The 13556-nt window shown below is 61.4% G+C and carries 11 protein-coding genes; 3 read left to right on the plus strand and 8 right to left on the minus strand.

What is annotated here, in order from left to right; translation table 11 throughout:
* On the minus strand, positions 1 to 903 hold the full coding sequence (locus tag Q1A63_RS00770) for a zinc ABC transporter substrate-binding protein (protein WP_299630832.1): 903 nt from the start codon (positions 901 to 903) through the stop codon (positions 1 to 3).
* Positions 904 to 1242: 339 nt separating this feature from the next.
* Here Q1A63_RS00770 and deoC point away from each other — a divergent pair, with 339 nt between their 5' ends.
* Together deoC and Q1A63_RS00780 are read left to right on the plus strand one after the other, a co-directional pair.
* Complete coding sequence (gene deoC, locus Q1A63_RS00775; protein WP_298968424.1) at positions 1243 to 2247, plus strand: deoxyribose-phosphate aldolase; 1005 nt, start codon at positions 1243 to 1245, stop codon at positions 2245 to 2247.
* A gap of 24 nt (positions 2248 to 2271) precedes the next feature.
* Complete coding sequence (locus Q1A63_RS00780) at positions 2272 to 4614, plus strand: aldehyde dehydrogenase family protein (protein ID WP_298968426.1); 2343 nt, start codon at positions 2272 to 2274, stop codon at positions 4612 to 4614.
* A gap of 87 nt (positions 4615 to 4701) precedes the next feature.
* Here Q1A63_RS00780 and Q1A63_RS00785 read toward each other — a convergent pair whose 3' ends face one another.
* The 7 genes from Q1A63_RS00785 to Q1A63_RS00815 all read right to left on the minus strand — a co-directional run bounded on the left by Q1A63_RS00785 (position 4702) and on the right by Q1A63_RS00815 (position 13258).
* On the minus strand, positions 4702 to 6021 hold the full coding sequence (locus Q1A63_RS00785) for a pitrilysin family protein (protein ID WP_298968428.1): 1320 nt from the start codon (positions 6019 to 6021) through the stop codon (positions 4702 to 4704).
* Positions 6018 to 7352: a pitrilysin family protein gene (locus tag Q1A63_RS00790; protein ID WP_299630331.1), complete on the minus strand. Its 1335-nt coding sequence runs from the start codon at positions 7350 to 7352 to the stop codon at positions 6018 to 6020. The genes Q1A63_RS00785 and Q1A63_RS00790 overlap by 4 nt, the downstream gene beginning before the upstream one ends.
* Before the next feature lie 111 nt (positions 7353 to 7463).
* Positions 7464 to 7964, minus strand: coding sequence for a DUF3035 domain-containing protein (locus Q1A63_RS00795; RefSeq protein WP_299400917.1), 501 nt, complete (start codon positions 7962 to 7964; stop codon positions 7464 to 7466).
* Between the two features lie 51 nt (positions 7965 to 8015).
* Positions 8016 to 8501, minus strand: a complete 486-nt coding sequence (lspA, locus tag Q1A63_RS00800; protein ID WP_299630333.1) for a signal peptidase II — start codon at positions 8499 to 8501, stop codon at positions 8016 to 8018.
* Between the two features lie 13 nt (positions 8502 to 8514).
* The gene (purH, locus tag Q1A63_RS00805) at positions 8515 to 10101 is read right to left on the minus strand and encodes a bifunctional phosphoribosylaminoimidazolecarboxamide formyltransferase/IMP cyclohydrolase (RefSeq protein WP_299630336.1); all 1587 of its coding nucleotides are present in this window, start codon (positions 10099 to 10101) and stop codon (positions 8515 to 8517) included.
* A 20-nt stretch (positions 10102 to 10121) separates the two neighbouring features.
* Complete coding sequence (locus Q1A63_RS00810) at positions 10122 to 11867, minus strand: heparinase II/III family protein (protein WP_298968438.1); 1746 nt, start codon at positions 11865 to 11867, stop codon at positions 10122 to 10124.
* Positions 11868 to 11986: 119 nt separating this feature from the next.
* Positions 11987 to 13258 (minus strand): transcription antitermination factor NusB, encoded by a 1272-nt coding sequence (locus Q1A63_RS00815; RefSeq protein WP_298968440.1) that lies wholly within the window; start codon positions 13256 to 13258, stop codon positions 11987 to 11989.
* An 83-nt stretch (positions 13259 to 13341) separates the two neighbouring features.
* Here Q1A63_RS00815 and Q1A63_RS00820 point away from each other — a divergent pair, with 83 nt between their 5' ends.
* The gene (locus Q1A63_RS00820) at positions 13342 to 13533 is read left to right on the plus strand and encodes a DUF1674 domain-containing protein (protein ID WP_298968442.1); all 192 of its coding nucleotides are present in this window, start codon (positions 13342 to 13344) and stop codon (positions 13531 to 13533) included.
* Positions 13534 to 13556 lie beyond the last annotated feature (23 nt).

Genomic DNA, 13556 nt, shown 5'->3' on the forward strand with positions numbered 1-13556 from the left:
TCAGCTGCCCGCCGCCAGTTTGCCCAGACGCCCGCCTTCCGGCACGTCGGCGCCCAATGCCCGCGCGATGGTGGTCACGTTGTGATCGATCATGCCCAGATAGGTGCCTTCATAAGACCCCTCGGGCCCCATCGCGTCGCTGAAAAGCGCGCCGCCAATCGCAACGGTATGCCCGCGCGCCGCGGCACCTTCGACCAGCGCCCGCATGTTGCGGTCAGAGACGGAGGTTTCGACAAAAACCGCGCCGATGTCACGCGCCACAAGCGTTTCCACCAAATCAGAGATGCGGTTCAATCCCGCTTCGCTCTCCGTCGAAATGCCCTGAATGCCGATGACCTCAAACCCATAGGCCTGCCCGAAGTAGCCAAAGGCATCATGCGCAGTCAGCAGCACGCGTTGGTCAGCAGGCACCTTGGTCAGAGAGGTCTGCGCGTAGTCCGCCAAGGCGTCCAACTCCGTTAGGAAACCGTCGGCATTGGCCTGGAAAACCGCCGCGTCCCGGGGGCGCAGGGCGCTCAGCTCCTCAGCGACGGCAGTGACCACGTCGCGCCACAGGATCGGGTCCATCCAGACATGCGGATCGTACCGCCCCTCGTAATCCTCATGCGACAGCAGCACATCTTTGGGCAAGCTTTCGGCGACGGGCACAACGCGTGCTTTACGGCTGAGGTCTTCGAAGAATTGTTCCATTTGCGCTTCGAGATAAAGCCCGTGCCACAAGACCAGATCGGCGCGGGTCATGGCCACGATATCACTGCGCGTCTGACGATAGGCATGCGGGTCGACGCCCGGCCCCATCAGCGCCGTTACGGTCACCAGATCGCCGCCAACCCGGCGCGCCGCATCCGCGATCATGCCCGTGGTCGCAACGATGTTGATTTCGCCGGCAGCCTCGACGCGCATGGTCTGCGTGCTCAGAACGACGGCGGCGCCAAGACTCGCAAGCAGGCTGCGGCGTGAAAGATGATGTGAAGCGGTTTTATGTTCCATGCGAATGAATATGCGAGTCATTCGCAAGAAGTCAATGAGTTTGCGAATAATTCGCAAAAGCAAACTCGATACTCACGTCATTTTGACTAAAAATAGGTCATTCGGACCTGTTGGGCCGCCTGAAGCGGGTCATTCTATTCCTTCGGGGATGCCAATAACCCGCGTTGAAACGCGCCGGTGACGTCGCGGGCCCCTGCTTGCCAAGGCGTCCGGGCCATGCGATTTTGCAGCCAGCCCGATAAGGACACCCCTATGCTCAGCCAGACCAACCAGACTGTTTCGACCGCGGCCGCGCACCAATTGCCGCAGATCACCGAACCCAGAAATCCTGGCATGGCACTGGATATGGATTGGGTGCGCAGCCTGCAGGCAAACACCTCCGCAATCGAGCGGCGCGCCGCCAGCCTGCCTGCGCGCCGCTCGGTCAAAAAGCAACATCAGGCCGCCTGGTTGCTGCGGGCCGTGACCTGCATTGATCTGACCACCCTGTCCGGCGATGACACCGAAGACCGCGTTGCACGGCTTTGTGCCAAGGCCCGCCAGCCCGTTGCGCAATCCTTGCTTGATGCGCTTGAGATGGGGCCGATCACCACCGGCGCGGTCTGTGTGTATCACGACATGATCCCAGTGGCCGTGCGGGCGTTGGAGGGCTCCGGCATCCCGGTGGCGGCGGTGAGCACCGGCTTTCCCGCTGGCCTGTCGCCCTTTCATCTGCGGTTGACCGAGATTGAGGAAAGCGTCAAAGCCGGAGCCGCCGAAATCGACATTGTCATCTCCCGCCGCCATGTCTTGTCGGGCAACTGGCAGGCACTTTACGATGAGATGTGCGCGTTCCGCCGGGCCTGTGGCGATGCCCACGTCAAGGCGATCCTGGCTACGGGCGAACTGGGGTCCCTGCGCAATGTGGCGCGCGCCTCGCTGATCTGCATGATGGCGGGGGCGGATTTTATCAAGACCTCGACTGGCAAGGAAAGCGTCAATGCCACCCTGCCCGTGACCCTGGTGATGATCCGCGCGATCCGCGACTACTACGCGCGCACCGGTTTTCGCGTCGGCTACAAGCCTGCGGGTGGTATCTCCAAGGCCAAGGACGCCATCACCTACCTGGCGATGATCAAAGAAGAGCTTGGTGATCGCTGGCTGCAAAACGATCTTTTTCGTTTCGGCGCCTCCTCGCTGCTCAATGACATCGAACGGCAGCTCGAACATCACGTCACCGGCAGCTATTCCGCCAGCTACCGCCACCCGACCAGCTGACACGATTTGAAAGGGCCAAGGGCCATGACCGTCTCCGAAATTTTTGAAACGATGGACTATGGGGTCGCCCCAGAAAGCGCGGCGGAGGCACTGGCATGGCTGGTGGATCAGGGCGACCGGTTTGGTCACTTCATCGATGGCGCTTTCACCGACCCGGGCGCCGGTTTTGACAGCCGCAACCCCGCAAATGGCGAGGTCCTTGCCACCCTCACTCAGGCAACGCAGGCAGATGTGGATGCCGCCGTCCGCGCCGCCCGCAAGGCACAGGGCAAATGGGAAGGGCTCGGGGGTCCTGGCCGTGCGCGTTACCTCTACGCGCTGGCGCGTCTTTTGCAAAAACACAGCCGCCTTTTTGCGGTTCTGGAATCGCTCGACAACGGCAAACCGATCCGCGAAAGCCGTGATATCGACGTGCCGCTGGCACAGCGTCATTTCTATTTCCACGCGGGCATGGCGCAGCTGATGGAAGACGAGCTGCCCGACCGTGCAGCGCTTGGCGTCTGTGGTCAGGTAATCCCTTGGAACTTCCCACTGCTGATGCTGGCATGGAAGATCGCGCCCGCCCTGGCCATGGGCAACACCGTTGTGCTGAAACCGGCCGAATACACATCGCTCACCGCCTTGCTCTTTGCCGATATCTGTCGACAGGCCGGGTTGCCCAAAGGGGTGGTCAACATCGTGACCGGTGACGGCGCGGTGGGCGAGATGATTGTCGCTGCCGATGTGGACAAGGTGGCCTTCACCGGCTCGACCGCTGTGGGACGCCGCATTCGCGAGGCAACCGCGGGCAGCGGCAAGGCGCTAACCCTGGAGCTGGGCGGTAAATCCCCCTACATCGTGTTCGATGACGCCGATCTGGATTCAGCCGTCGAAGGGTTGGTGGATGCGATCTGGTTCAACCAGGGCCAGGTCTGTTGCGCCGGGTCCCGCCTGCTGGTGCACGAACCAGTGGCCGAAACCTTCTATGCGAAATTGCGCGCACGCATGGACAAGCTGCGTGTTGGGGACCCCCTCGACAAAAGCATTGATGTGGGCGCCATCGTCGATCCGGTTCAGCTCAAAGCCATCGCTGAGCTGGTCGCGGCCAATGCCGCCGGACACACCCATACTGCGGCCACAGAATTACCCGCCCAGGGCAGTTTCTACCCCCCCACCCTGATCACTGGTCTGAATCCCGCCGACACGCTGATGCAAGAAGAGATCTTTGGCCCCGTTCTGGTCTCAACCACTTTCCGCACACCGGCGGATGCCGTGGCCTTGGCCAATAACACCCGCTACGGGCTGGCCGCGACGGTCTGGAGCGAGAACATCAACCTTGCGCTCGACATTGCGCCGAAACTGGCCAGCGGCATTGTCTGGATTAATGGCACCAATCTGATGGACGCCGCCGCCGGGTTTGGTGGTGTGCGCGAAAGTGGCTTTGGGCGTGAGGGCGGATGGGAAGGTCTGTCAGGATACACCCGCCCCAAAGAGGCCGGGAAGCCCCTGAAAGAAATCCAGGCCTTCTCCGGTGAAGGTGCGCCAGCCGATCCCATCGATCGTACCGCGAAACTCTATGTTGGCGGGAAACAGTCACGGCCCGACAGCGGCTACTCCGCGCCCGTTTGGGGTAAATCAGGGGCTCTGCTGGGACATGTGTCGCTGGCAAATCGCAAGGATCTGCGCAACGCGGTCGAAGCAGCACAAGCCGCCAAAGGATGGTCCAAAACCACTGGGCATCTGCGCGCGCAGATCCTCTACTACATCGCGGAAAACCTCTCCGCCCGCGCAGATGAATTCGCCAAAAGGCTTGATGATATGCAGAGCGGCAAGGGGGGCCACAAGGAAGTGGACGCCGCCGTTAAACGCCTTTTCACCTATGCCGCCTGGGCCGACAAATACGATGGCCAGGTGCACGGCGTGCCCATCCGCGGTGTCGCGCTGGCCATGAAAGAGCCCATTGGTGTTCTCGGCGCCATCTGCCCGAACGAAGCACCCTTGCTGGGTCTCATTTCCTGCATGGCACCCGCCATGGCCATGGGCAACCGGGTTATCCTGAGCGCCTCGGAACCCTTCCCGCTCGCCGCAACCGATTTTATCCAAATCCTCGAAACCTCGGATGTGCCCGCAGGGGTCGTGAACATCCTCACCGGATCACATGCCGATATCGCGCCCCATATGGCCGCTCACATGGACATCGACGCGGTTTGGTCGTTTGGTGACAAAGGGCTGAGCGGCCAGATCGAGAAGGCTAGCGCCAGCAACCTCAAGCGCACCTGGGTCAACAACGGCATTGGCCGCGACTGGCTGGGTGCGGCGGGTCAGGGCAAAGAGTTTCTCGAAACCGCAACAGAAGTCAAAAACATCTGGGTGCCTTACGGCGAGTAAGACCAGATACTTGCGCCAACACTCGGCCCGCCCGGGCCGAGGACATGTCGTGGCGCGTCAGCGCCGCCTTTTGACAATAGGAACCGGTCAGTTTGCCGGTGTGCTTTCCAGACCGGCAGGCTGGCCAACCACCACGAAATGCAGACCATCAGGGTCAAGCAATTCCCCCGCAACACGCTTCACATCCTCCAGCGTCACCGCCTCAACCCGATCATTGCGCGTCGCAATATAGTCAATCGGCAGACCAGACATCTGCATGCCCACCATGATCTGCGCGATGGGGCCGTTACCGTCAAACCGCAATGGATAGGCGCCGGTCATATAGGTCTTTGCGTCATCCAGTTCCGCCTGTGTTACCCCTTCGGCTGCCGCCTTTGACCATTCTGCGCGGATCACCTCTATCGCCTGAGCGATCCGGTCATTTGCGGAGCTCACCGAGCCCAAATAGGTCGCGGCAAGGTCCTTTGGCACCAGGTAAGAATACACGCCGTAGGTCAACCCGCGCTTCTCCCGCACCTCTTCCATCAGACGGCTCTCAAAACCACCGCCTCCGAGAATCTGATTCAGCAGGGTCGCCGCGAAATAGTCAGGGTGCTCCAACGGGATGCCCACGTGACCGAACAAGGCAACGGACTGGGGGGTCTCGAAAGGCACAACCGTGACGCCACCCGGAATGGTGATCTCCGCCATCGGGGGCATTGGCGCGCCCTGCTCCGGCAGCCCGCTCAGCAACTCATCCATCAGTGCGGCGAGTCCTTCCGGCGTGATATCGCCCACGGCACCAATATAGATCCGGTCCTGCGCCAACACCGCCTTATGGGCGTCCAGCAGATCATCGCGGGTCAGAGCCGTCACGCTTTCCTCGGTCCCGCTCAAGGACGACGCATAGGGGTGATCCCCAAAGGCGATCTGGTCAAAACTGCGCCCGGCGATATCATTGGGATCTTTGGCCTCTGATCTGATGCCGGACAACACCTGTTGGCGCACCCGTTCTATCGCTTGCGCGTCAAATCGCGGCTCTTGCAGGGCGGCCCGCAGCAATTCAATCGACGCATCGCGGTTTTCTGTCAAAAACCGGGCGGAGACCGAAAGAGAATCGTCACTTACGTCAAACCCGAAACTTGTCGCCAGCGCTTCGGTTTCGCGCGCAAAAGCCCTCGCATCCATCTCCCCCGTCCCTTCTTCCAGCAGGCCGGTCATCAGGTTGATCGCGCCGCGTTTGCCGGGTGCATCAAGCGACGCGCCCCCCCGAAACCGGATTTCCAACGCGACAAAGGGGATCGAATGGTCTTCGACCAGCCACGCGGTCAACCCCGCATCAGACTTCACTTCCTTGATGTTTACTTCTGCAGCGGCAGGCAGCGCCAAAACCACAAGCGCGCAGAACGACAGGATTAAACGGATCATTGTGTCACCTCTTCACGCATCAACCAGCCCGTGACCGACGCACGCCTATCAAACACATCGCGCGCGGCCTGCATGATATCTTCCTCTGTCACAGCCTCCAGAATATCCGGCCAGGCCTTCACATCCTCGATGGTCAACCCGGAGGTCAGCGCCTGTCCATATCGGTTGGCAATTCGGTCCACATCATCCCGCGCGTAAATCTGATCTGCGCGGATCTGCAGCTTGATCCGGTTCAGCTGTTCCGGATCCACGCCATCGATCAGAAATTGATCCAGCGCGACGTCCATCGCATCCTCGGCCTCCTGCAGGCTCACACCCGGTCTTGGTACAACGATCACGTTAAACGTCGTGTCGTCCAACCGCACACCGCTGTAGAAAGCTGCGGAATAGGTGGCGATCTCTGTGTCGAACTGCAAAGCATCCGCCAGATAAGACGTTGTACCCCCGCCCAGAATCTCGGCAAGGAATGTCAGCGCCGCAGCGGTTTCCTGTGCGCCGGGATCCCGTTCTGGCGCCAGATAGGAGCGCCGCACGTAGGGTTGCGCCACGCGGGCATCCCGGAAAATCAACCGCCGCTCCGCGGTTTGCGGTGGTTCTTCGGTACGCAACCGTTCGGGCAGGTCGGGATTGGCTGGGATCACACCATAATACTTCTCTGCCAGCGTCCGAACTTCCTCGGGCGTCACATCCCCGGAGACCACAAGAATTGCATTGTTGGGCGAATAATAGATCTCGTAAAACCCCAGCGCGTCTTCCATATCCAGCGTTTGCATCTCATGCATCCAGCCGATGATCGGCACACCGTAGCGGTGGTTAAGATATTGCGCCGCGCTCAACTGCTCGCCAAAAAGCGCACCGGGGCTGTTTTCCGTTCGCTGATTACGCTCTTCGATGATCACGTCCCGTTCGGTCAGAATGTTCTCTTCGGTCAGTCGGATATTGCGCATCCGGTCAGCTTCCATACGCATCATCAATTCCAGCCGGTCGGCTGCAACCCGCTGAAAATAAGCCGTGTAATCGTATGAGGTGAACGCGTTGTCGCGCCCGCCATTGCGCGCCACGGTCGCAGACAGCTCGCCCGCTTCCAGCGTGTCCGTCGCCTTGAAGAGCAGATGCTCCAGAAAATGCGCGACGCCGGAGGACCCGACCGGCTCATCGGCAGAGCCCGCTTTGTACCACACCATATGCTGAACAACGGGCGCACGATGATCTTCGACGACAACCACCTGCATGCCGTTATCTAGTTTGAACGTCGTCACCGCCTCTTCGTCGGCGATCAGGAAACCGGGTAAAAGCGCAAAGACTACAGCAAAAACAGGCAATCGGATCATGGGCCGTCCTTTATGTGATCAAAGACCAAAGCATGACCCTCGAAATACGCCACAAGGCCAACGGTTCAAGACCGTTGTCACGAATGTGAGGGATGTTCGCTGAAAAATTGGTTAATTCAGCGGTGGATAGCTTGGTGTTTTCGCCCCGGCGCGGCGCCAGAGGTCTGCCGTGGCTTCGGCATCCAGCCGCTGACGACGGTAGGCCCGATTGTAAAGATCTTCCGGGAAGAGACGATATTGCGTGAAACGTGACTGCCGACGGCGGAACTCCGCGTCTTCGCGCGCCAGATCCTGACGGATATCGGGCGTCACACCAAACCGGCTGGCGGCTGTCACCAACGCGCCGTCAGACGCGGGGATGGCGGTCCCCTGCGAGGGGCGGCCCCCCAAGGCCACCACGGCGTCGCTATTCGGGTCCACATCCGTCAGGTTCCCCTGTCCCGGTGTCGGTGTCGGCAACGCGGTCAGATCATCGGGCGTTTGCAATTCGGCCTTGGGTTCAACGATGAATTCATCGGGTCCACGCGAATTCGACCGCAAATCGCGCAGGCCTTGATTGGCGCAGGCGCTGACACATGCAGTTATCAAAATGAGGGCCAAAATCCGGCTCATATCAGGTCTCCTCGCGAACAACTCGTTGATACGCCATGCATATGGGCAATGTCACTGGCCTTTTTTGGGCTTGGTCTTGGGGTCGGGCGTCAGAAACACCAGCGCAATCGCACCAGCGAAAATAAACACATCCGCCAGATTGAAAACAAACGGATTGTTGATGCCACAACAGGACATGTTCAGAAAGTCCAGCACATAGCCATAAAGCAACCGGTCCAGCACATTTGCCAGGGCCCCGCCGACCAGAAGACCCGCCCCAATCTGGGGCCAGACCCCCAAATTCTGCCGCCAGGCCCAGATGACAACCGCACAAGAGATCACAAGGGCCAGGGCAATCAGCACCCACTTGCTGGCATCCGGCGCATCACCAAAGAGGCCAAAATTGATGCCCCGGTTTTCGCCGTAGCGGAAATTCAGGACGGGCGGCAGCACATCGATGTCGCGAATGCGCCAAAGCTCCATCACATGGATCACAAGGTATTTACTCGCCTGATCAAGGATAAATGCCGCCAGAGCAGCCCAACCGAGGATGCGCATGATGCGTCCTTTCTCAGTGCCGGAAATGGCGCATGCCGGTGAAAACCATCGCGAGACCGGCGTCATCCGCCGCCGCAATCACATCATCATCCCGCATTGAGCCGCCAGGCTGGATCAGCGCCGTGGCCCCGGCCTCCGCCGCCGTGATCAACCCGTCCGCGAAAGGGAAAAAGGCGTCCGACGCCACGACCGACCCTTGCGTCAGGGGGGCGGGCAGACCCATCGCGTCCGCCATATCTTGCGCCTTGCGCGCGGCAATGCGCGTGCTGTCCACGCGGCTCATCTGTCCGGCACCAACACCAACAGTCGCGCCGTCCTTGACGTAGATAATCGCGTTGGATTTCACGTGTTTCGCCACCGTCCAGGCAAAAAGCAGATCAACCATTTCCTGATCCGAGGGCTGACGTTTCGTGACAACCTTCAGATCATCCATGGCAACGCGCCCCACATCCTTGTCCTGCACCAGATAGCCGCCCGACACCTGCCGCACCGCCAGTGCCGCCGTCGCAGGGTCTGCCAGCCCATCGGTTGTCAGCAGACGCAGGTTCTTCTTCTGGCTAAAAATATCCATTGCACCGGCATCCGCGCCGGGCGCAATCACCACTTCTGTAAAGATGCCGGTGATCTCTTCGGCAGTGGCTGCGTCCAGGGGCTGGTTCAACGCGATGATCCCGCCAAAGGCCGAGGTGCGGTCGCAGTCAAACGCCCGTGTGTAGGCCTCGGCCAGCGTCGCGCCCCGCGCCACGCCGCAAGGGTTCGCGTGCTTGATGATCGCACAGGCCGGACCCTGCGCAGGGTCGAATTCACTGACCAGCTCAAACGCCGCATCGGTGTCATTGATGTTGTTGTAGCTAAGCTCCTTGCCCTGATGCTGGGTTGCGGTGGCCACGCCGGGGCGCGCCGAGCCGTCGGTATAGAAGGCCGCCTGCTGATGCGGGTTTTCGCCGTAGCGCAGCGATTGCGCCAAGGCACCGCCAAAGGTCCGGCGCCGCGGTGTGCCGTCCACCTCACCCGCCATCCATGTGCTGACCGCCGTGTCATAGGCTGCGGTGCGCGCATAGGCCGTCTGCGCCAACCGCTGACGCAACGCATATGTCGTCTGCCCGTCCTGTGCGGCCAGCTCGTCCAGCACGGCGCTATAATCCTCCACATCCACGACCACCGTGACAAACCCGTGGTTCTTCGCCGCCGACCGGATCATTGCAGGCCCGCCGATATCGATGTTCTCGATCATTTCGGCATAGGGCGCGCCCTTGGCCAAGGTGGCCTCAAACGGATAGAGGTTCACCACCACCAGATCGATAGGCCCGATGTCATGCGCCTGCATGGCTGCCACGTGATCATCGTTGTCGCGCAACGCCAGCAACCCGCCATGCACCACCGGGTGCAGGGTCTTCACGCGCCCGTCCATCATTTCCGGAAATCCGGTCACGTCGGCGACGTCACGCACCTCCAGCCCGGCATCGCGCAGCGCTTTCGCGGTCCCGCCGGTGGAGAGCAACTCCACCCCACGCGCGGCCAGAGCCTGGCCGAATTCCACCAGCCCCGTCTTGTCGGACACAGAAAGAAGTGCGCGGCGCAGCGGAGCGAGGTCGGTCATGGGTGTCAGGTCCTTTGAGGCTATTCGGTCAGATCAGGCGTATCCTGGCTCAGATCCCGCACGCCAATCGCAGTTTCCTGCGCCTTGGACAAGGACCAGCGGACACGCGTGGCGTATGACATAGCCTTACCCGAAAGGACAATCTGATTTGCACCGCGCGGCTTCAATCGCCCGGTTTCCAGATAAACCGAAGGCTGCAGGCTCAGATTTTGCCCGCCATCGTGGCGAAACACCCAGATCTCACCGCTTTTCAAGGCCATGGACACCGCCGCCCCGCCCAGATCGAGCGTCGCATCCACCTCCGGGTGCAAATGGAACCTGATGTCAAAGGCGATCCCCTGCAGCTGCGTCGCATCCAGCGCCAGGTCGAGCCGGCGTTTTTCGCCATCATCAAGCGCCAGCAGCATGTCTTCCCCCGCCATCGCGCGACCGTCGAATGTCATCTCCAGCGTGCGTGCATGGGTCAACCCATGGGTGCTGGCAAATCCGTTGTGACCGCCCTGAAACCGCAACCCGTCGCTGACATGGCCAATCTCGATCGGTACCTTGGTTGGGGCCTCAATCAATTCCTCGCGTCCGGTGGCCCGGTCCACATCCCCCAGACGCGCGCTGGAATAGCCATCCAGCGACAGCGTGGAATGCGACGGTGTGGCCCGCCCGGCACGGCGCCACTCCGGCCCGAATGACCGACCCGAGCCGCAGTTGACAACCAGCGGGCGCCGCCCCGAGGTCAGTTCAAGCGCAAGGGTCGAAGCATGGGCATTATAGGACGCGCGGCCTTTGGGCGGCTTGCTGGCATCGATGATCACGCTGGTGCGCCCGGCGGAGAGCCGCGCAAAGCCCATCGACAGCCCATCCGGCTGCCGGGTCTTGACCTTTGCCTGCGCCAGCGCGTGATCCAGCCACCCCTCGGGCCCGCGCCCGCCCCCATGGAACCGCGCCAGCGCGCCATCGGCGTGACGCAATGTGCGCAGCGTTGGCGCAATCCGTTCAATGGCCTCCAGATGTTCCTCAGGCGTGGCATGCCCCGCATCTGACAGTGCCGCCGCCGCCCATGTCAGCAAGGTAAACACGTCCAGCAATTCTTCGGGGTTGCGCGTCGGCAGACCGCCCTGATGATCGATCTGCGTGCTGCATTCCCGGGCCAGCGCATTCACCGCCGGCATCGCCACCGTCTCCATGCCTTCCAGCGAAAGCCCCGCGTAGATCAGCCCGGTCAGAGCCTCGAACCGGGGTAACCCACTTGCCGCGCCATGCCAGCGTTTGGCCAGAAAATGGGTCTGCTGATGCAGGCTGCGGTAAAATACATCGCTGTCGGGGGCGTCATTACCCTGCAGCATGAAGAGTGCGTGGTTGATCCAGCGGATGAGCCGCCGTCCCGTCAGATCCGGTGTCCAGCCCGCACCGCGCCCCCTGCCATAGCGGTCGATCCAGCCCCACAACCAGCGCCGCGCCGCCGCCCTTGCGGGCAGGTCTCCCACTGCGGCCAGATCGTCCAGCCAGGCAAAGCCATGAATTTCCTGTTCATAGTCAACGTTGGGGGCAGGCAGGTCCCAGAGGTCTATGTCCTTGTGCTCCAAGAGGTGACCGGCAAAGAGAAAATTCCCCGCCAGCAGTTGCCGCCCCTTGGCAAAGCTCCCGATTGTGCGGGGTTCTGGTGAGGATACAAACCCCACAGCCTGCGCGCGCATCCGGCCCGCACGCGCAGCGTGCCAGCGGTTTAGAAAATGCACCTTGCGGGCGGCAAAACTTCTGGTTTCGGACATGTGGGTCTCTGCCTGGGCGCGCTCTGACGGCGCTTTGCGGCATGTTAGCGCGACAGGTTGAGCGAGTCACCGGAATATATTTGATGTCGTCAGATTTTGCCCGCTGCAGCGCATTGTATTCATCCAGTCTTGCGCAAACACACCATGTAAAAGCCATCCATGCCGCCGAGATCAGGCCACAAGTCGGGCCGCAGCCGCAACCCGCCTTCGGTTGTGCGCCATGCCGCGTCAACGCCGGGGCGGTCGAGCGCTGCTTCGTCGGTCTGCATATCCGCATGGCGCGCCAGGGCCTCATCCGCCTGCACTTCACCTTCATCCGGCAGCAGCGAACAGGTGCAAAAGACCATGCGCCCGCCCGGTTTCAGCAGGGACCACGCGTGATCGATCAATTGCGCCTGCAGGTCGATCAGATCCGCGAACTCCGAGCCATCTTTGGCGTGGGGCAAATCCGGATGGCGCCGGATCGTGCCCGTCGCAGAACAGGGCGCATCGAGCAGAATGGCGTCATATTGACCGGTCGTCTCGCGCGCGTCCTCAACGATCAGGCGCGCCTTGAGGCCGGTGCGCGCAAGGTTTTCCTTCACCCGTGCCATCCGGCCCGCAGAATCGTCAACGGCGGTGACATCGGCACCAGCAGCGGCCAGTTGCATCGTCTTGCCACCTGGTGCAGCGCAGAGATCCAACACGCTTTCGCCCGGTTGCGGCGCAAGGATCTGAACCGGCAAAGCCGCCGCCGCATCCTGCACCCACCACTCGCCTGCGGCAAAGCCCGGCATCGCGGACACCTGCCCGGGCTCCTGAACCCGCACGGACCCGTTGGGGAGAACAGTGCCCCCCGTTGCTGCCGCAACCGCCGCCACATCGTTTTTGGCAGTTAAATCCAAAGGCGCACCGGCAAAATGCGCGGCTTCCATGGCCGTCATCGCCTCCGGCCCCCAGGCCTGAACCAACGGCCCGCGCAGCCACTTGGGCAGTCTTGGCGACCGCAGCGCGTTCCAGGCGTCGGGTCCATCCGCCGCGATTTTGCGCAAAACCGCGTTTGTCAGCCCCTTCAGATGGCCCAACCGGTTGTGACGCGACACCAGCTCAACCATCGCATTCACAACACCATGCGCCGCCGCGCCCTGACAGAGTTCAACCGTGCCGACACGCAGCGCATTGCGCACGGTCAGGGGCGGGTATTTGTTGAGATGTTTTTGCAAAAGCCGATCTGCGCGCTCCAGACCACGCAATGTATCCTGAGCCAGTCGCGCGGCACGCGCGCGGTCCTCCACGGGTAACTTGTCGAGAACCCCCGCTCCCATCAGCTCCGACATCAGCCGCCCCTCGCCCAATATCTGGTCAAGCAGGTAAACGGCGCTTCTGCGTGCCGGAACGCCGGTATCGGACATCTCAGTGGCTCCTTTGGTGGTGGCGGGTTGTCTGCGCCAATGTGCGGCGTATATCAAGGGCAGACCCATCGGAAAGTGACCAAATGGCTGACGACGCAGAAAACCATGAGCCACCTCAACTGCCCCCAGCGGCGCAGCGCGCATTGGCTGAAGCAGAAGAACGCCGCAAAAAAGCCAAGGCGCTGGATTTGCCACCCGAGCTTGGTGGGCGCGATGGGCCGGAACCTGTGCGCTATGGGGATTGGGAGAAAAAGGGACTGGCGGTAGATTTCTGAAACGCGCCCATTGCAGCGAACGC

Origin of the sequence: uncultured Roseobacter sp., assembly GCF_947499265.1 — a bacterium.
GTDB lineage: Bacteria > Pseudomonadota > Alphaproteobacteria > Rhodobacterales > Rhodobacteraceae > Roseobacter.

Bases quoted from the DNA above. Each gene is read 5' to 3' on its own strand.
- Q1A63_RS00770 (WP_299630832.1), bottom strand. From the start codon at position 903: ATGCGCGTCGAGGCTGCCGGCGAAATCAACATCGTTGCGACCACGGGC.
- deoC (WP_298968424.1), top strand. From the start codon at position 1,243: ATGCTCAGCCAGACCAACCAGACTGTTTCGACCGCGGCCGCGCACCAA.
- Q1A63_RS00780 (WP_298968426.1), top strand. From the start codon at position 2,272: ATGACCGTCTCCGAAATTTTTGAAACGATGGACTATGGGGTCGCCCCA.
- Q1A63_RS00785 (WP_298968428.1), bottom strand. From the start codon at position 6,021: ATGATCCGTTTAATCCTGTCGTTCTGCGCGCTTGTGGTTTTGGCGCTG.
- Q1A63_RS00790 (WP_299630331.1), bottom strand. From the start codon at position 7,352: ATGATCCGATTGCCTGTTTTTGCTGTAGTCTTTGCGCTTTTACCCGGT.
- Q1A63_RS00795 (WP_299400917.1), bottom strand. From the start codon at position 7,964: ATGAGCCGGATTTTGGCCCTCATTTTGATAACTGCATGTGTCAGCGCC.
- lspA (WP_299630333.1), bottom strand. From the start codon at position 8,501: ATGCGCATCCTCGGTTGGGCTGCTCTGGCGGCATTTATCCTTGATCAG.
- purH (WP_299630336.1), bottom strand. From the start codon at position 10,101: ATGACCGACCTCGCTCCGCTGCGCCGCGCACTTCTTTCTGTGTCCGAC.
- Q1A63_RS00810 (WP_298968438.1), bottom strand. From the start codon at position 11,867: ATGTCCGAAACCAGAAGTTTTGCCGCCCGCAAGGTGCATTTTCTAAAC.
- Q1A63_RS00815 (WP_298968440.1), bottom strand. From the start codon at position 13,258: ATGTCCGATACCGGCGTTCCGGCACGCAGAAGCGCCGTTTACCTGCTT.
- Q1A63_RS00820 (WP_298968442.1), top strand. From the start codon at position 13,342: ATGGCTGACGACGCAGAAAACCATGAGCCACCTCAACTGCCCCCAGCG.